The 17766-nt window shown below is 73.7% G+C and carries 16 protein-coding genes; 9 read left to right on the forward strand and 7 right to left on the reverse strand.

What is annotated here, in order from left to right; all coding sequences use genetic code 11:
- The 5 genes from IE275_RS00675 (at position 1) to IE275_RS00695 (ending at position 5688) form a co-directional block, all read left to right on the forward strand.
- Complete coding sequence (locus IE275_RS00675) at positions 1–1950, forward strand: fumarate reductase/succinate dehydrogenase flavoprotein subunit (protein ID WP_189706285.1); 1950 nt, start codon at positions 1–3, stop codon at positions 1948–1950.
- Positions 1947–2696: a succinate dehydrogenase/fumarate reductase iron-sulfur subunit gene (locus IE275_RS00680; RefSeq protein ID WP_189706287.1), complete on the forward strand. Its 750-nt coding sequence runs from the start codon at positions 1947–1949 to the stop codon at positions 2694–2696. Before IE275_RS00675 ends, IE275_RS00680 begins: the two co-directional genes overlap by 4 nt.
- Positions 2697–2924: 228 nt before the next feature.
- Entirely contained in the window at positions 2925–3704 is a 780-nt protein-coding gene (locus IE275_RS00685) for a GNAT family N-acetyltransferase (RefSeq protein WP_189706289.1), read from the forward strand.
- Entirely contained in the window at positions 3701–4552 is an 852-nt protein-coding gene (locus IE275_RS00690; RefSeq protein ID WP_189706291.1) for a lysophospholipid acyltransferase family protein, read from the forward strand. The genes IE275_RS00685 and IE275_RS00690 overlap by 4 nt, the downstream gene beginning before the upstream one ends.
- 65 nt (positions 4553–4617) lie before the next feature.
- A complete protein-coding gene (locus tag IE275_RS00695; RefSeq protein ID WP_229870033.1) occupies positions 4618–5688 on the forward strand; it encodes an NAD-dependent epimerase/dehydratase family protein in 1071 nt (356 codons plus the stop codon).
- Between the two features lie 22 nt (positions 5689–5710).
- Here the strand turns inward: IE275_RS00695 and IE275_RS00700 are convergent, their stop codons facing one another.
- From IE275_RS00700 to IE275_RS00725, 6 genes are all read right to left on the reverse strand, one after another.
- Positions 5711–6292, reverse strand: a complete 582-nt coding sequence (locus IE275_RS00700) for an HAD domain-containing protein (RefSeq protein WP_189707318.1) — start codon at positions 6290–6292, stop codon at positions 5711–5713.
- Positions 6274–6471 carry a hypothetical protein gene (locus IE275_RS00705; protein ID WP_189706295.1) on the reverse strand — a complete coding sequence of 66 codons (198 nt, stop codon included), beginning with the start codon at positions 6469–6471 and terminating at the stop codon, positions 6274–6276. The genes IE275_RS00700 and IE275_RS00705 overlap by 19 nt, the downstream gene beginning before the upstream one ends.
- A 20-nt stretch (positions 6472–6491) precedes the next feature.
- The gene (locus IE275_RS00710; protein ID WP_189706297.1) at positions 6492–8873 is read right to left on the reverse strand and encodes an excinuclease ABC subunit UvrA; all 2382 of its coding nucleotides are present in this window, start codon (positions 8871–8873) and stop codon (positions 6492–6494) included.
- Between the two features lie 101 nt (positions 8874–8974).
- A complete protein-coding gene (locus tag IE275_RS00715) occupies positions 8975–9997 on the reverse strand; it encodes an LLM class flavin-dependent oxidoreductase (protein ID WP_189706299.1) in 1023 nt (340 codons plus the stop codon).
- 34 nt (positions 9998–10031) lie between these two features.
- Positions 10032–11417 carry an FAD-binding oxidoreductase gene (locus tag IE275_RS00720; RefSeq protein ID WP_189706301.1) on the reverse strand — a complete coding sequence of 462 codons (1386 nt, stop codon included), beginning with the start codon at positions 11415–11417 and terminating at the stop codon, positions 10032–10034.
- A gap of 126 nt (positions 11418–11543) precedes the next feature.
- Complete coding sequence (locus IE275_RS00725; protein ID WP_189706303.1) at positions 11544–13244, reverse strand: LuxR family transcriptional regulator; 1701 nt, start codon at positions 13242–13244, stop codon at positions 11544–11546.
- A gap of 79 nt (positions 13245–13323) precedes the next feature.
- Here IE275_RS00725 and IE275_RS00730 point away from each other — a divergent pair, with 79 nt between their 5' ends.
- Positions 13324–13815 carry a phosphatase domain-containing protein gene (locus tag IE275_RS00730; RefSeq protein WP_189706306.1) on the forward strand — a complete coding sequence of 164 codons (492 nt, stop codon included), beginning with the start codon at positions 13324–13326 and terminating at the stop codon, positions 13813–13815.
- A gap of 17 nt (positions 13816–13832) precedes the next feature.
- Here the strand turns inward: IE275_RS00730 and IE275_RS00735 are convergent, their stop codons facing one another.
- On the reverse strand, positions 13833–14048 hold the full coding sequence (locus tag IE275_RS00735; RefSeq protein WP_189706308.1) for a dodecin: 216 nt from the start codon (positions 14046–14048) through the stop codon (positions 13833–13835).
- Between the two features lie 274 nt (positions 14049–14322).
- On the opposite strand from IE275_RS00735, the gene IE275_RS00740 reads away from it, so the two are divergent.
- The 3 genes from IE275_RS00740 to IE275_RS00750 all read left to right on the forward strand — a co-directional run bounded on the left by IE275_RS00740 (position 14323) and on the right by IE275_RS00750 (position 17749).
- The gene (locus tag IE275_RS00740; RefSeq protein ID WP_189706310.1) at positions 14323–15774 is read left to right on the forward strand and encodes an exopolysaccharide biosynthesis polyprenyl glycosylphosphotransferase; all 1452 of its coding nucleotides are present in this window, start codon (positions 14323–14325) and stop codon (positions 15772–15774) included.
- 245 nt (positions 15775–16019) lie between these two features.
- Positions 16020–16625: a DapH/DapD/GlmU-related protein gene (locus tag IE275_RS00745; protein WP_189706312.1), complete on the forward strand. Its 606-nt coding sequence runs from the start codon at positions 16020–16022 to the stop codon at positions 16623–16625.
- Positions 16622–17749, forward strand: coding sequence for a glycosyltransferase (locus IE275_RS00750; RefSeq protein ID WP_189706314.1), 1128 nt, complete (start codon positions 16622–16624; stop codon positions 17747–17749). Before IE275_RS00745 ends, IE275_RS00750 begins: the two co-directional genes overlap by 4 nt.
- Positions 17750–17766 lie beyond the last annotated feature (17 nt).

The following is a 17766-nucleotide window of genomic DNA, read 5'->3' on the forward strand; positions in this document are numbered from 1 at the left end:
ATGAACTCTTACGCGGACTACACGACCGGCGCGCCGGTCGTCGACGGCACGGCCCCCGACGGCCCTGTCGCCGAGCGCTGGGACAAGCGCCGGTTCGAGGCCAAGCTGGTCAACCCGGCCAACCGGCGCAAGCACACGGTGATCGTCGTGGGCACCGGCCTGGCCGGCGGCTCCGCGGGCGCCACGCTCGCCGAACAGGGCTACCACGTCGTCCAGTTCTGCTACCAGGACTCCCCGCGCCGCGCCCACTCCATCGCCGCGCAAGGAGGCATCAACGCGGCGAAGAACTACCGCAACGACGGCGACTCCGTGCACCGGCTGTTCTACGACACCGTCAAGGGCGGCGACTTCCGGGCGCGCGAGTCCAACGTCCACCGGCTCGCACAGATCTCCGTCGAGATCATCGACCAGTGCGTGGCGCAGGGCGTGCCCTTCGCCCGCGAGTACGGCGGCCTCCTCGACACCCGCTCCTTCGGCGGCGTCCAGGTGTCCCGGACGTTCTACGCCCGCGGCCAGACGGGCCAGCAGCTGCTGCTCGGCGCGTACCAGGCCCTCAGCAGGCAGATCGCGGCCGGCAACGTCGAGATGCACCCGCGCACCGAGATGCTCGACCTGATCGTGGTCGACGGACGGGCACGCGGGATCGTGGCCCGGGACCTGATCACCGGCAGGATCGACACCTACTTCGCGGACGCGGTCGTCCTCGCCAGCGGCGGCTACGGCAACGTCTTCTACCTGTCGACCAACGCCATGAACTCCAACGCCACCGCCGTCTGGCGGGCGCACCGGCGCGGCGCGTACTTCGCCAACCCCTGCTTCACCCAGATCCACCCGACCTGCATCCCGCGCACCGGCGACCACCAGTCGAAGCTGACGCTGATGAGCGAGTCGCTGCGCAACGACGGCCGGATCTGGGTGCCGAAGGCCAAGGGCGACACCCGGCCCGCGAACGGGATCCCCGAGGACGAGCGCGACTACTACCTGGAGCGCATCTACCCGTCCTTCGGCAACCTCGTCCCGCGTGACATCGCCTCCCGTGCCGCGAAGAACGTCTGCGACGAGGGCAGGGGCGTCGGGCCCGGCGGGCAGGGCGTCTACCTGGACTTCGCGGACGCGATCTCGCGGATGGGCCGTGCGGCCGTCGAGGCGAAGTACGGCAACCTCTTCGACATGTACCAGCGGATCACCGACGAGGATCCGTACGAGGTGCCGATGCGGATCTACCCGGCCGTGCACTACACGATGGGCGGACTGTGGGTCGACTACGACCTCCAGACCACCGTCCCCGGCCTGTTCGCGATCGGGGAGGCCAACTTCTCCGACCACGGCGCCAACCGGCTCGGGGCGAGCGCCCTGATGCAGGGCCTGGCCGACGGCTACTTCGTCCTCCCGGCCACCATCAACGACTACCTCGCCCGCAACCCGCGGCAGGACGAGGTGACCGGTGAACACCCGGTCGTGCAGGAGGTGCTGGCCGAGACCCAGGACCGGCTGAACCTGCTGCTGTCGGTCGACGGCGACCGCACCCCCGACTCCTTCCACCGCGAGGTCGGCGAACTGATGTGGGAGTTCTGCGGCATGGCCCGCACCGACGCGGGGCTGCGCAAGGCCCTGAGCCGCATCCCGCAGATCCGCGAGGAGTTCTGGCGCCGCATCAAGGTCCCGGGCACCGGCGAGGAGTTCAACCAGTCCCTGGAGAAGGCCAACCGGGTCGTCGACTACCTGGAACTCGCCGAGCTGATGTGCCTCGACGCCCTGCACCGCGCCGAGTCCTGCGGCGGGCACTTCCGCGAGGAGTCCCAGACGCCCGACGGCGAGGCCGCACGCCACGACGAGGAGTTCTCCTACGCGGCCGCCTGGGAGTTCACCGGGACCGGCGAGGCCCCGGCCCTGCACAAGGAAGACCTGGTCTTCGAGTACGTCCACCCCACCCAGCGGAGCTACGCATGAAGCTCACCCTGCGCGTCTGGCGGCAACGCGCCGCCGACGCCGACGGCGCCATGTCCACCTACGAGGTGGACGACATCTCGCCCGACATGTCCTTCCTGGAGATGCTCGACACCCTCAACGAGGAACTCATCCTGCGCGGCGAGGACCCGGTCGCCTTCGACCACGACTGCCGCGAGGGCATCTGCGGGGCGTGCAGCCTGGTGATCAACGGTGACGCGCACGGACCCGAGCGCACCACCACCTGCCAGCTGCACATGCGGTCCTTCCGGGACGGCGACACGATCGACGTCGAGCCGTGGCGGGCGTCCGCGTTCCCGGTGATCAAGGACCTGGTGGTGGACCGGACGGCGTTCGACCGGATCATCCAGGCCGGCGGGTACGTCACCGCGCCGACCGGCGCGGCACCCGAGGCCCACGCCACCCCGGTGCCCAAGCCGGACGCCGACTTCGCGTTCGAGCACGCCGAGTGCATCGGCTGCGGGGCGTGCGTGGCCGCCTGCCCCAACGGCGCGGCGATGCTGTTCACCTCCGCCAAGATCAACCATCTGAACGTGCTGCCGCAGGGCGCCCCCGAGCGCGAGACTCGGGTCCTCGACATGGTCGCGCAGATGGACGAGGAGGGCTTCGGCGGCTGCACCCTGGCGGGGGAGTGCGCGACGGCCTGCCCGAAGGGCATTCCGCTCGTCTCCATCACCGGCATGAACAAGGAGTGGCTGCGGGCGACCCGTAAGGTGGCCAAGCGGTAGGAGCACCCCGGGAGATCAAGGAAAGACGTTCGCCGAAAGCGCGGACGGGCGGGACCGGGAGTGGTGCTCTGCCCCGGTCCCGTCTGGCTTTTCCCGGGGGCGCGGATCCTGGCATTCAACATTCCCACATCCGTACTCCCGGCACCGGTCACGTACACGCCAACCTGGATCGGGAGAAACAGGGGGAGCGCCACCGTCCCCGATGTGGCCCGTGCCCAGGAGTGTGCCATGACCGGCGTTTCCACCCTCGACCGTCCCCCGCAGTCCACGGCCCCCGTCCGCTACACCGTCACCCTGGCCAGCGACGAGGCCGACGTGCGGGCCGCGCAGCGGCTGCGGCACGAGGTGTTCGCCGGCGAGATGGGCGCCCTGCTGACCTCCCCGGAGCCGGGCCTCGACGTCGACCCCTTCGACGCGTACTGCGACCACCTGCTCGTCCGCGACACCGAGACCGGCCAGGTCGTCGGCACCTACCGGCTGCTGCCGCCCGAGCGCGCCTCGGTCGCCGGACGGCTCTACTCGGAAGGCGAGTTCGACCTGACGCGCCTCGACGGCATCCGGCCGGGGCTCGTCGAGGTCGGCCGCTCCTGCGTGCACCCCGACCACCGCGACGGCGCCGTCATCGGCCTGATCTGGGCCGGCATCGCCCGGTACATGGTGGACCGCGGCCACGAGTGGCTGGCGGGCTGCTGCTCGATCCCGCTCGCCGACGGCGGCGCCCTCGCGGCCGGCACCTGGGACCGGGTGCGGGACAAGCACCTGGCCCCCGAGGAGTACCGCGTACGCCCGCTGCTGCCCTGGGCGGCGAACGAGGCGGCGGCGCCGGCCGGGCGCACCGAACTGCCCGCCCTGCTGCGCGGCTACCTCCGCCTCGGCGCCTGGGTGTGCGGCGAGCCCGCGCACGACCCCGACTTCGGGGTCGCCGACCTGTACGTCCTGCTGCCGATGAGCCGGGTCAACGCCCGCTACCTGCGCCACTTCCTCTCCCTCGTCCCCGCGGCCCGGTGAGCGTCTGGCTCCCCGGCGCGCCCTGCACCCCGCGGGCGTGCGTGGAGGCGACCGCCTCCCTGACCGCCCTGCCCCGGGCGGTCCTGCGGCTGACGGCCGTGGTCCTGCTCGTCCTCACCGGCGTCGCCCTGTCGCCGCTGGGCGGCAGGATCCCGGCCGGGGCGATACGGCGGTGGAGCCTGGCGGTGGTACGGGCGGCGGGGGTCCGGGTCCGGGTCGCCGGGGCCGTGGCACCCGACGGCGGACTGCTCCTGGTCGCCAACCACATCTCCTGGCTGGACATCCCGCTGCTGGCCGCCGTCCGCCCGGCCAGGATGCTCGCCAAGAGCGAGATCCGCGGGTGGCCGGTGGCGGGCGCGCTGGCCGCCCGCGGCGGAGTCCTCTTCATCGACCGCGACCGGCTGCGCGCCCTGCCCGGCACGGTCGCCCGGATCGCCGACACCCTGCGGGCCGGCCAGGCCGTCGCGGTGTTCCCCGAGGGCAGCACCTGGTGCGGCCGCGCCCAGGGCCACTTCCGGCGGGCGGTGTTCCAGTCGGCCCTGGACGCCGGCGTCCCGGTCCAGCCGGTGCGCCTGCGCTACCGGACCCGCGCGGGAGCGGCGAGCACGGCGCCCGCGTACGTCGGCGACGACTCCCTGCTCGCCTCGCTCTGGCGGGTGGTGTCGGCGCGCGGCCTGGTCGCCGAGGTGGAGATCCGGCCGGTGATCGAGGCGGGCGGCCACCCCGACCGCGGGGCCCTCGCGGCCGCCGCCGGCGCGCAGGTGCTGGGCGGGCCGGGGCCGTCGTCCCCCCTCCCGGCACCGCACGGCCCGGTGGCAGCCGTCGCCGGGCCGGCCAATTGCCGGTAGAACAGGGGCTGTCGGGCGGCCGCGAGGGGATCATGGCGCGTCCCGACCTGTCGAGAGGAGCACATGTGAGCGGACGACCGGACGGCCCGACGGCGCTGGTGACCGGGGGCAGCGGCTTCGTGGCCGCCCATCTCGTACAACAGCTCCTGGAGCGCGGCTACCAGGTGCGCACGACCGTACGCTCCACCGCGAACCCGGCGAAGGTCGCGCCGCTGCGCGCCCTGGGCGAGGCGCATCCCGGCCGGCTCGGGCTCTTCGAGGCGGACCTCCTGACGGAGGGCTCGTTCGACGAGGCGGCGAAGGGCTGCTCGGTCGTCTTCCACGTGGCCTCGCCCTTCCTGATGCCGGAGAAGATCAAGGACGGCCGGCGGGACATGGTGGAACCGGCCCTCCGCGGCACCCGCAACGTCCTGGGGGCCGTCGACCGCGCGGAGAGCGTCGAACGGCTCGTGCTCACCTCCACCGTGGGCGCGATCTTCGGCGACTACGCGGACGTCGAGCGGATGGACGGCCGCACCCTCTCGGAGAAGTACGTCAACACCACCAGCACGGTGGAGAACAACCCGTACCACTACGCCAAGACGGTCGCGGAGCAGGCCGCATGGGAGGCGGAGGCCGCACAGGACCGCTGGCGCATGGTCTGCGTCAACCCGGGCCTGATCCTCGGCCCCTCCCTCACCCCGGCCTCCGACTCGGGCAGCCTGTTCCTCCTCGACGAGCTGTTCAAGGGCTACTTCTTCTACGGCGCCCCGGACTTCAGCTTCACCACGGCCGACGTACGGGAGGTGGCGGCCGCCCATGTCGCGGCGGCGGAACGCCCCGGGGCGCACGGCCGCTACATCGTCGCGGCGGCGGAGATGACCTCCTTCCACCAGATGGCGAAGGCCCTCCTGAAGCACCACCCGAGAAGCCTGCGGCTGCCCCGCACCGCCCTGCCGCACTGGCCGGTGCGCATCCTGGGTCCCGCCTTCGGCCTCACCCAGGACTACATCCGGGGCCACCTCGGCATCCGCTTCCCCGTCGACAACCGCCGCAGCATCGAGGAACTCGGTCTCACCTACCGCCCGATCGAGGAGACACTCCTCGACCACTACCGATCGTGGCGAGCACACCGCAACACCCCGCACGCCGCCTGACACCCGGCCGGCCCGCGACCCCTCAGCCGCGGTCCACGGGGTACCGGGGCTCGTCCCGGTACCCGTCGGCCCACGCGGCCAGCCGGGCGAAGTCGTGGGGGAGGAGACCGCGGCGCGGGTCGACGTGGTGGAGGAGGGCCGGTCCGCGGTGGTGGGCGGCCACGAACGTCCGGTCCCGGTCGGTGATCTCGTCGTCGATCCAGGCGAACGGCCGTCCGGCGGCCCAGGTGACGACACGGCGGGTCTTCCAGAAGGTGCCCTCGGGCGGTGGTGTGCCGTCGTCCGGGTCCCAGTCGATGTGCGGCAGCTCCGGCAGCCCGATCCGCGGGGCGATCCAGGTGTTCGCCTCGGCCTCCCACGTCGTGGCCCACACCAGGTCGTACGGCAGCGCCAGCAGCGCCGCCCCGTGCCCCGCGTCGAGCCAGACCCGCAGCGGCCTTCGATGCGGGTCGTCCCAGCCGCGGGGCCGCATCCGGTGGGTGCCGTACCCCTCGGGCCGCCGCTGGGGCTTGGCCGCGTAGGGGTTGAGCGGACCGTCGACGTCGATGAGCAGCAGGGGGCGGCCGGGACCCACCCGCTCCTGACCTAGTTGCCGTTCGCCCATGCCCAGACGAACCACACCAGGAAGATCGTGAAGGCCAGCCAGGCGAGGGCCGCGACGAACACGGTGCCGCCGACCAGGGCGCCCATCGTCCGCCAGCCGGTGCGGGTCATGCGCCGGGCACGACGGACCGCCTCTTCGTACTCCTCGTCGACGACGCCGTCCCGGTCGTGCTCCGCCATGGCACCCCCCGGCCGCGAGTCTACGACGCCGAAGCGCGCAGTGCCCGCGCCAGATACGGGGCCGTGGCACTGTCCTCGGCCGTCGCCACCTCGGACGGTGTGCCGGTGGCCACGATCCGGCCGCCCGCGTCACCGCCGCCCGGGCCCAGGTCGATGACCCGGTCGGCGCCCGCCACCACCGCCATGTCGTGCTCGACGACGACCACGGTGTGCCCGGCGTCGACCAGACCGTGCAGCCGGTCCAGCAGCACCTCGACGTCGGCCGGATGGAGACCGGTGGTGGGCTCGTCGAGGAGATACAGCGTGTGGCCGCGCCGGGCGCGCTGCAGCTCACTGGCCAGCTTGATGCGTTGGGCCTCGCCGCCGGAGAGTTCGGTCGCGGGCTGGCCGAGACGGAGATAGCCCAGGCCGACGTCGAGGAGGGCGGCGAGGCTGCGGGACACGGCCGGGGTGTCCGCGAAGAACTCCGCCGCCGACTCCACCGTCAGATCCAGCACCTGCGCGATGTTGCGGCCCCGGTACGTCACCTCCAGGGTCCGCGGGTTGTAGCGGGCCCCGCCGCAGTCCGGGCACGGCGCGTACGTGCTCGGCAGGAACAGCAGCTCGACGCTGACGAAACCCTCGCCCTGGCAGGTCTCGCAGCGCCCTCCCCCAGAGGGGGCACCCCCAGCCACGTTGAAGGAGAACCGGCCGACCCCGTACCCCCGCGCCCGGGCCTCGCCGGTGTCCGCGAAGGCCTTGCGGACGACGTCGAACAGGCCCGTGTAGGTGGCCAGGTTGGAGCGCGGGGTACGGCCGATCGGCCGCTGGTCGACCCGGACCAGCCGGCCCACGCCCGGCAGATCCTCGGTGATCTCCGCGATCAGCGTCGACTTCCCGGACCCGGAGACCCCGGTCACCGCCGTGAACACGCCCAGCGGGAACTCCGCCGTCACCCCGCGCAGGTTGTGCCGGGTCACCGGCCCCACCGTCAGCCGGCCCCTCGGCGCGCGGATCTCGCGCGCGGGCGCGGGGGAGCGGCCGAAGAGGAAGCGGGCCGTCGCCGACTCCTCGACCGCGGCCAGGTCCGCCACCGGCCCGCTGTGCAGCACCCGCCCGCCGTGCTCACCCGCCCGCGGGCCCACGTCCACCAGCCAGTCGGCGGCGCGCACCACATCGAGATGGTGCTCCACCACGAACACCGAGTTGCCGGCCGCCCGCAGTCGCGCCAGCACGCTCAGCAGGGCCTCCGTGTCCGCCGGGTGCAGTCCCGCCGACGGCTCGTCGAGGACGTACACCACCCCGAACAGCCCGGAGCGCACCTGGCTCGCCAGCCGCAGCCGCTGGAGCTCGCCCGCCGAGAGGGTCGGGGTGGCGCGGTCCAGGCCGAGATAGCCCAGCCCCAGCTCGACGACCGGCGCGATCCGGGACAGCAGGTCGTCGGCGAGCACCCGGGCGGCCCCGGAACCGGCCCCGGCCTCGAGCACCTTCGCCAGCCCGGTCAGCGGCAGCGCCGCCAGCTCCGCGATCGTCCGGCCCGCGAAGGTCACCGCCAGCGCCTCGGGCCGCAGCCTGCCGCCCCCGCACGCCGGGCAGGGCGCGGCGGTCAGGAAACGTTCCGCCCTGGCCCGCAGGGTGGCGCTCCTGGAGTCCGAGAAGGTCTTGAGCACATAGCGGCGCGCGCTCATGTAGGTGCCCTGGTACGGCCGTTGGATCCGGTCCGCGTCGCGTACCGGGTGGACCGTCACCACCGGCTGCTCGTCCGTGAACAGGATCCACTCCCGCTGCTCCGCGGGCAGCTCGCGCCACGGCACGTCGACGTCGTACCCGAGCGTGTCGAGGATGTCCCGCAGGTTCTTGCCCTGCCAGGCTCCCGGCCAGGCGGCGATCGCGCCCTCCCGGACCGACAGCGACGGATCGGGCACCAGCGACTCCTCGGTGGTCCCGTGCACCTCGCCGAGCCCGTGGCACTCCGGGCAGGCCCCGGCCGCCGTGTTCGGGGAGAAGGCGTCCGAGTCGAGCCGCGCGGCGCCCGGCGGGTAGGAGCCGGCCCGGGAGAAGAGCATCCGCAGGGAGTTCGACAGGTTCGTGACCGTGCCGACCGAGGAGCGCGCGGTGGGCGCCGAGCGGCGCTGCTGGAGGGAGACCGCCGGCGGCAGCCCGGTGATCTCGCCGACCTTCGGCGCGCCCACCTGGTGGATCAGCCGGCGCGCGTACGGGGCGACCGACTCGAAGTAGCGGCGCTGGGCCTCCGCGTAGATCGTCCCGAACGCCAGCGACGACTTCCCGGAGCCGGACACGCCGGTGAACACGGCCACCACGTCCCGCGGCACGTCGACGTCCACGCCCTTGAGGTTGTGCTCACGGGCCCCGCGGACCCGGACGTACGGATCGGGCGCGGACGGGACGTGCGGGCTGGGCATGACGGGGCTCTCCGTACGGGTCGTCGGCTGCGCGGCGCGTCCCGGGTGGGACAAACCCAGCGATTCTATGCACGCGGCGCGGGCCGCGCCCGCCCGCGGCGTCACCCGGCGGCCGTCCCCCGGTCGGTGATCCCGGTGATCGCGGCCAGCCGACGGTAGGAGTCCAGCAGCGCCGCGCGGTCGTACGTGCTGGTCGTGACGAGGACCTCCTGCGCCCCGGTGTCCTTGAGCAGCCGCTCCAGCCCGTCGGCCACCTGCTCCTCGGTGCCTGTGAGGTGACCGGCCAGACCGGACTCGTAGAACCCGCGCTCCCGCGCGGTCATCTCCAGCGCCTCGACCCGTTCGGCGGGCGGCAGCGGCGGGAAGGTGCCGTGGGTGCGCGCGTGCGCCATCGACCAGGCCTCCGGGAGCAGGATCCGGCGGGCCTCCTCCGGGGTCGCGGCCACGGCGACCGTGCCCGAGACGACGACGTACGGCTCGCTCGCCCACGGCGACGGCCGGAACCCCTCGCGGTAGGTGTCGATCCCGCGCCGCATCCGCTCCCGGTCGCGCAGGTCCCCGATGACCATCGGCAGGCCCGCGCGGGCGGCGATCGCCGCGCCCTCGCCCATGGCCAGCACGAACGGCGGCACGGTGAGCCCCTCCGCCGGATAGCCGTGCACCCGCGTCGGGGAGGTGCCCCGGAACCAGCCGAGCAGCTCGTCGACGTGGTCCGCGAAGTCACCGGCGTCGTCCTTGTCGCGGCCCAGCGCCCGGCGCACCCCGTCGGTGAAGCCCACCGAGCGGCCCAGCCCCATGTCGATCCGGCCCGGGAAGAGGGACTCCAGCACGCCGAACTGCTCGGCGACGACCAGCGGCCGGTGGTTGGGCAGCATCACCCCGCCGGTGCCGACCCGGATGGTGCGCGTCGCGCCGGCCACGGCGGCCGCGAGGACGGTGGGCGCCGACCCCGCGACCCCGGGCACGCCGTGGTGCTCGGAGACCCAGAACCGGTGGTAGCCGAGCCGCTCCGCCTCCCGCGCCAGCCCCACGGTGTCCCGCAGCGCCCGCGCTCCCGTGTGCCCCTCGCGGACACGGGAGCGGTCGAGGACGGAGAAGCGGGCCGAGGCGATCACGGAACTCATACCCGGTTCAACACCGCACGGCCCGCGGGATTCCTCACGGGGCGATGTTGTGGTTCAGCCGGAACAGGTTCCCCGGGTCGTGACGCCGCTTCAGCTCCGTGAGCCGGGCGTAGTTGGCGCGGTAGTTGGCCCGCACCCGCTCCTGGTCGTCGGCGTCCATGAAGTTCACGTAGCCGCCCTCCATGGCGTGCGGGACGAGCGCCCGGTGGAAGGCGCGCACCCAGTCCTGCTGGGCCTCGCAGTCCGCCCGGGTGGTGAGGGTCGGGCTGAGCGCGATCGAGAAGTCGGCGTCCCGGTAGGAGAACGCGGTGTCCTCGGGCCCGACGCGGTGACAGGCCCCGTCGACGGGGAAGACGACGGTGACGCTCTGCACCGACGGGGTCGCGGGGCCGTACTCGACGAACGCGTCGATCGCGCCGTCCGGCAGGCCCCGGGTGAAGCTGCCCTTCCAGTAGTGGAAGAGACCGGCGGGCACCAGGTCGTCGAAGAGGGTGTTGATCACCGGGTAGGGCATGCGCTCCAGATGCCGGCCCACCACCGGGCCGAGGGCCGCCAGCCGGTCCCGGATCCGGTCGTCCTCCTCCTCGGGGCCGCTCCAGCAGGCGACCACGCCGCACAGCGGCCGCCCGTGCCAGCGCTCGGGCAGGAAGGGCAGCGGCGGCCCCAGCCCGACGACGAGCAGCGCCCCGAGCCGTTCGTCGCCCTCGGCGACCAGCTCCCGGTAGCGGCGCAGCACCTCCGCGTCGAGCGGGAAGAACGTCGGCCCGCCGAGGACGTCGGCGATCGGGTGCAGCCGGTACGAGAAGGACGTCACGACGCCGAAGTTCCCGCCGCCGCCGCGCACCGCCCACATCAGGTCGGCGTTCCGGTCGTCCGTGCAGGTCACGAAGGCCCCGTCGGCCGTCACCAGGTCCACGGACAGCAGGTTGTCGCAGGCCAGGCCGCAGCGCCGGGCCAGATGGCCCATGCCGCCGCCGGTCGTCAGACCGCCCACGCCGGTGGTGGAGACGATCCCGCCGGTGGTGGCCAGGCCGAAGGCGTGGGTGGCGTGGTTGACGTCCGCCCAGGTGCAGCCGCCCTCCACCCACGCCCGGCGGGCCCCGGGATCGACCCGGATGCCGCGCATCCGTGCCAGGTCGAGGACGACCCCGCCGTCGCAGGTGCCGTAGCCGGGCACGCTGTGGCTGCCGCCGCGCACCGCGAGGGCGAGCCCCTGGTCGCGCGCGAAGTCCACCGTCGCCATCACGTCGCCCGCGTCGACGGCCCGTACGACCAGCGCCGGCCGCCGGTCGATCATCGCGTTGTAGACCGCGCGCGCCTCGTCGTACTCCGGGTCGCCGGGCTCGACGAGCTCGCCGCGCAGCGCCCCGCGCAGCCGCTCCAGCAGCTGGTGGTCGAGGGTGGGGGTGTAGGTCGTCATGGCCGCCACCCGCCTTCCGGTAGGAGAGGGGTACACCACCGGTCTACGCCCGCCGCGCGGCCCGCTCATCGCCGGAATCGCCCATGTCCGGCGGCCCGGGCATGGGCAGAACGGCCCATACGGCGCTCAGACCAGCCCGTGCGTGCAGGCGTACGCGGTCGCCGCGGCCCGCGAGGAGACGTCGAGCTTGGCGAAGATGTTGTTCAGGTGCCGGGCGACCGTGTGCTCGCTGATCGTGAGCTGGGCCGCGACGGCCCGGTTGGTGCGGCCCGCCGCCACCAGCCGCAGCACCTGCACCTCACGGTCGGTGAGCCCGCCCGGCGGCCGCCCGCGCCCCGCCGTGAGCAGCGCCGCCGCCCGGCGTACGTCCGGTACGGCGCCCAGCTGCCCGAAGGTCCGGTGAGCGGCCCGCAGCTCGAGCCGGGCCCCCTCCTCGTCACCGGCGGCCCGGTCGGCCGCGGCCAGCGTCATCCGCGCCTGCGCCGCCTCGTACGGCACGCCGAGGTCCAGCCAGAGCGCCAGCGCCCGGTGCAGCAGGACCTGCGCGCCGTCGAGGTCGCCGGCCGCGAACGCCACCGCCCCGCCCGCCGACGCGGCACAGGCGTGCGGCAGCGTCGCCGCCGAGCCGCACAGCCGCTGCCACTCCCGGGCCAGCGCCTCGAGTTCCCCGGCCGCGGTCCGGGCCTCGTCGAGCCGGCCGAGGGCCAGCGCCACCTCCACGCGGGCGGCGAGCAGCCGGCACCGTTCCAGCCGGCCGTCGCCGGCGCGGTGGTGGGCGAGGGCGGCGGCCGAGGCCTCGGCCTTGCCCCGGGCGAGCAGCAGCAGCGCAAGACCGGGCTGTGGATCACGTCCCAGCTGGTGCGCCCGGTCGTAGGCCGTCTCGGCCTCGGCCGGCTCACCGCGCCGCCGCCGGACCTCGCCGACCAGGTAGAACACCTCGCCGGCGGGCCACGTCTCGTGCGGCGGCAGTTCCTCGCAGGTGCGGACGGCCTCGGTGAGCGCCCGGTCCCAGTCGCCCCGCAGCTCCAGCACCTGCACCCGGTGGACCCGGCACAGGCCGCGGAAGTTGTTCTCCGCGGGCATCGACGCGCACCACCGCATCGCCGCGTCGGTCCATTCGGCGGCACGTCCGAGGTCGGCGCAGGCCATGCACTGCTGGAGGCCCAGGCAGTACACCCAGCCGGTGAAGAAGGAGGACAGTTCGCCCGCCGCGGCCGCGCACATCGCGTCGTCGAGCAGGTCGAGCCCCTCGGCGACCCGCCCGCGCGCCACCAGTACGGACGCCTGCGCCTGGACGCTCATCGCGGACAGGTCGGGGCTGCCGCAGCGGCGGGCGACGGCGGCCATGCGCCGCGCGCAGCCCATCGCCTCGTCGAACGCGCCGCGCCGCTGGGCCGCCTCCGTGTCCATCCACGCGAGGTAGCACTGTTCGGCGCACTCGGGCTCGCCGCCGAGGTGCCGGCGGGCCCGGCGCAGCCAGCCGGCGGCGACCGCCGAGCGGCCGGCCAGTTGGTGCTCGTAGAAGAGGAGCCAGGCCATGAGTCCGGCCCGGCGGGCGGCGCCCTGGGCGGCGTACCCGGAGTAGGCGTGGGTGCGGTGGACGATGGACTCCTCGATCCGGCTGGTCCACCAGGCGGCGTCCGCGAAGCCGGCGTGGTCGTCGGGGGTGAGCCGGGCGGGGTCCAGGGCGGACAGCAGACGGTAGGCGTCGGCCCAGGTCTCGCGGGCCACGGCGGCCCGCGCCAGGCGCAGTGCGTCCGTGTCCGCCGCCGAATCCGCTGCGGTGTCCGTCTCCGTGGCCGCCTGTCCGGCCGTCCGCCCAGTCACACGCGGCTCCCTTCTCGCTCGCCGCGAGCAGGACCCTCCGTTCTCAGGATAGTCAGGGTGTCTGATTAGGGTGGGCGGTGTGACCGACAGCAGCAGACGGCCGCTCGCCGTGTTCGATCTGGACAACACCCTGGCCGACACGGCCCACCGGCAACGGTTCCTGGAGGGCCGGCCGCGCGACTGGGACGCGTTCTTCGCCGCCGCGCCGCAGGACCCGCCGATCCCCGAGGGGGTCGCGCTCGCCGTGGCGAGCGCCGAGGAGTGCGAGGTCGTCTACCTCACCGGCCGGCCCGAGCGCTGCCGGGCGGACACCCTGGACTGGCTCGCCGCGCACGGGCTGCCCCAGGGGCGGGTGCACATGCGGCGCGACCACGACCGCCGGCCCGCCCGGCGCACCAAGCTGGAGATCCTGCGCCGGCTCGCCCGGAACCGGGAGGTGCGGGTGCTGGTGGACGACGACGAACTGGTGTGCGCCGACGCCGCACAGGCCGGATTCACCGTCGTCCGGGCGCGCTGGAGTGCTCCCTCCGCCGAGCTGAGGACGGCTCAGGAGCGGGACGGACGGACGTAGTCCCGCGGGCCGTGCCGTCAGTCCGTCTCGTCCAGGCGGAAGCCCACCTTCAGCCCCACCTGCCAGTGGGCGATGTCGCCGTCCTCGATCTGCCCCCGCACCTGGGTCACCTCGAACCAGTCCAGGTTGCGCAGGGTCTGTGAGGCGCGGGTGATGCCGTTGCGGACGGCCTGGTCGACGCCCTCCGGCGAGGTGCCGACGATCTCCGTGACCCGGTAGGTGTGGTTCGACATCAGGTGCTCCTCTCGGCCGCGACGGCGGCGTCACATGCGTCACGCGTCACTCCACGGTGCCCCAAGCCGCGCCGTGCCGCCATGCGTGGAACCGGCACTCGGCCCTTCGTGCCAGGCGCGCACAACCACGGTTGAAAAGTCCGATATTGGTATCCATCCGATGATATAAGGATCACGTGAAGGGCGTGACCGTGCGCATCGGTGGTCCGTACGGGCACGCCCGCCATCCGTGATTGGGGGTTTGAAGGAGACCATGCGGCTATTCGGAGTCCCGATGTCCAGACAGGCAACGATCCCCGTGGCGCGCCCGCCTGTCCGGCGCGAGGAGACACGGGCGGGCTGGTACCGCCCCGCGGCGGTGTGCGTGGACGTCATCGCCGCGGGCCTGCCCGTCGCGGCTGCGTTCGTGGAGGTCCAGGAACCCCATCCGATGCGCCTGGCGGCCACGGCGGCCCTGCTGTGGCCGCTCATCGGGGTGGTCAGCAAGCGGTACACCCCACTGGCCTGGGGTGACGGAGGCGGCCTCAGGGCCGTGATACGGGACTGGCTGGTCCTCGTCGGCGCGCTCGCGACGCTGCGGGTGGTGTGCGGGCTGGACAGCGTGCCCGCCAACGCGTTCACGGCCCTGATCCCGGCGCTCGTCCTCACCGGCGTCTGCCAGAAGACGATTCACCGTCATCTGCTGGCCGCGCGCCGCAACGCCCGGGCCCTGCGCCATGTGGTGGTCGTCGGCGAGGCCCCCACGGTCGACGCAGTCGTCGAGCAGCTGGCCCAGCGCACCGACCACGAGTACGTCGTCGTCGGCGCCTGCCCGGTGGGCGACGGCGAGGTGCGCTCCGGGGTGCCGGAGTACGTACGGCTGTCCGGCGAGCAGCCCGAGGCACCCGACGCGGACGCCTCGGCCGTCCTCGCGGCCGCCGACGAGGTCGCGGCCGACCTGGTCTTCGTGGTCCCCGGCCGGCTGATGTCCGGGGACCGGATGCGCCGGCTGTCCTGGACCCTGCACGACCGGGGCCGCTCGCTGATGGTGCTGCCCGGCATCACCGACGTGGCCCGCCGGCGGGTGCGGCTGACCTCGGCGGCCGGACTCACCCTGCTGCACATCGCGCCGCCTTTGCAGCGCGGGATGCACACCATGACGAAGTCCGCGGTCGACCGGGCCGGCGCCCTGACCCTGATCGTGCTGCTCTCGCCGCTGCTGTCCCTGCTGGCGCTGGCCGTCCGGCTCGGCTCGCCCGGCCCGATCCTGTACCGGCAGACCCGGGTCGGCCGGCACGGGAAGCACTTCGCCATGTGGAAGTTCCGCACCATGGTGGTCGACGCGGACCGGCTCAAGAGCGGACTGGAGGCACAGAACGAGAACGACGGGCACATGTTCAAGATGCGGCGCGATCCCCGGGTCACCGGGGTGGGACGGATCCTGCGCCGATACTCGCTGGACGAGCTGCCCCAGCTGTTCAACATCCTCTTCGGCCACATGTCCCTCGTCGGGCCGCGCCCGCCACTGCCCGAGGAGGTCGTCAAGTACAACGGCGTCGAGATGCGCCGGCTCAGCATCAAGCCGGGCCTGACCGGACTGTGGCAGGTCAGCGGACGCTCCGACCTGTCCTGGCGCGAGACCGTCGCGCTCGACCTGCGCTACGTCGACAACTGGTCGCTGGCCGGGGACATGAACGTCATGGCCCGCACCCTGCGCGCGGTACTGGACGGCCAGGGCGCCTACTGACCACGTACACGGACACCCGCGCGTACGGACACGGACACGGACACGGACACGTACGGACACTGTCACGTACGGACACGCACACGCATACGGATGCGGCCCTCCGCCGGGGGGCCGCATCCGTGTCGTGGGCCGTGCGCCGTCCGGGGCACGGCCGTCGTCCGGCCGCGTCCGCCATCCGGGCACGACTGCCGTCAACACGCGGGGAACCGGAGTGATCCGCCCCCGGGGGCGTGAAGGATCGCGTCATGGTACAGACCACATCCGCCCAGCCCGCGGCCGTGCCGCGGTCCCTGCGCGGCTTCACCGGTGCCGGGTACGACAAGGGGCGCCCGCCGCTGATCCAGGCCGCCTGGTTCGCCGCGCTCCATCTGCTCTTCGTCAAGTGGTGGTTCCCGGCCCGCTGGCGGCCCGTCCTGCTGCGCGCCTTCGGCGCCCGCGTCGGACAGCGGGTGCTGATCCGGCGCGGGGTGCGGGTCCACTGGCCGTGGAAGCTGGACATCGGCGACGACGTCTGGATCGGCGAGGACGCCTGGATCCTCAACCTCGAACCCGTCACCATCGGCAGCGACTGCTGCGTCTCGCAGAGCGCGCTGCTGTGCACCGGGAGCCACCGCCGCCGGTCCGCCACCTTCGAGTTCGACAACGGCCCCATCCGGCTGGAGCCGGGCAGCTGGGTCGCGGCCCGCGCGGTCGTGCTGCGCGGGGTGACCGTCGGCCGGGGCGCGGTGGTGGGGGCCGGTGCCGTCGCCCACCACGACCTGGCGCCGGGCGCGGTCCTGACGAGCGGCTCGGCCGCCACCTCCCGCTCCACCGCGTCGACCGCGGCACCCGTGAAGGAGATCCCGGCATGAGAATCGTCCACGTGGTCACCCTGGTCAGCGACGACGGCGCGTTCGGCGGTCCGACGAGCGTGGCGGTCGCCCAGCTCGAGGAGTGCGCCGCGCGCGGGCACGACGTGACGCTGGTGTCGCTGTGGCGCGGCAGGGCACCGGCCGCGCGGCGCCTGGCCGGCGTCCCCTTCGTCTCCCGCCCGGCCTGGCGGGTCGTCCCCGGCCGGGGCTGCCTCGGGCTGATGCACCCCCTGCTGCTGAGGGACCTGTGGCGGGCCATGGGCCGCGCGGACGTCGTGCACCTCCACGCCGGCCGTGACCTCGTCTCCCTCGCCGGGCTCGCCGTCGCCCGGCTGCGCCGCAAGGACTTCGTCACCCAGACGCACGGCATGGTCGAACCCCGCACCGGGACGGTCGCGCGCCTCTTCGACCGGGCGTTCGTGCCCCTGCTGCGCCGGGCGCGCGGCGCCCTCGTGCTCACCGAGCGCGAACGCCGGGAACTGGCCGCGGTGCTGGGCCCGGACGGCCCGCCGCTGGTGACCCTGCCCAACGGCCTGCGCTGCGCCCCCGAGGAGGACGGCACCGGGACGCGCGGCGACCACGAGGTGATCTTCCTGGCCCGGCTGCACCCGCGCAAACGCCCCGAGGCGTTCGTCGAGATGGCCGCGCTGGTCCACAAGGAGCACACCGGGGCCCGGTTCACGCTCTACGGGGCCGACGAGGGATCCCTGCCGACGGTGCGCCGGCTGATCGCCGACCGCGGACTGACCGACGTGGTCTCCTACGGCGGCGCGCTCGCGCACCCCGCGGCCCTGGCGGCCTATCGCCGGGCGGCCGTGTACGTGCTGCCGAGTGTGCAGGAGCCGTTCCCGATGACGGTTCTGGAGGCCCTGGCCGAGGGAACTCCCGTCGTGTGCACGGACAGCAGCGGTATCGCCGCCGAACTGGCGGGCAGGAACGCGGCGCTGGTCACCGACGGCAGCCCCGAGGAACTGGCGGACGCGGTGGGCCGGCTGCTCGCCGACGCGGACCTGCGCGGCGAGCTGGCCCGGGCCGGGCGCCGCGCGATCGACGAGGTGTTCTCCATCCGCGCGGTCGTGGACCGGCTGGAGGAGCTGTACCGGGACCGGCCGGCGCACGGATGACCACAGCGGTCGGTCCG

The sequence above is a fragment of the Streptomyces phaeofaciens genome (assembly GCF_014648915.1).
GTDB lineage: Bacteria > Actinomycetota > Actinomycetes > Streptomycetales > Streptomycetaceae > Streptomyces > Streptomyces phaeofaciens.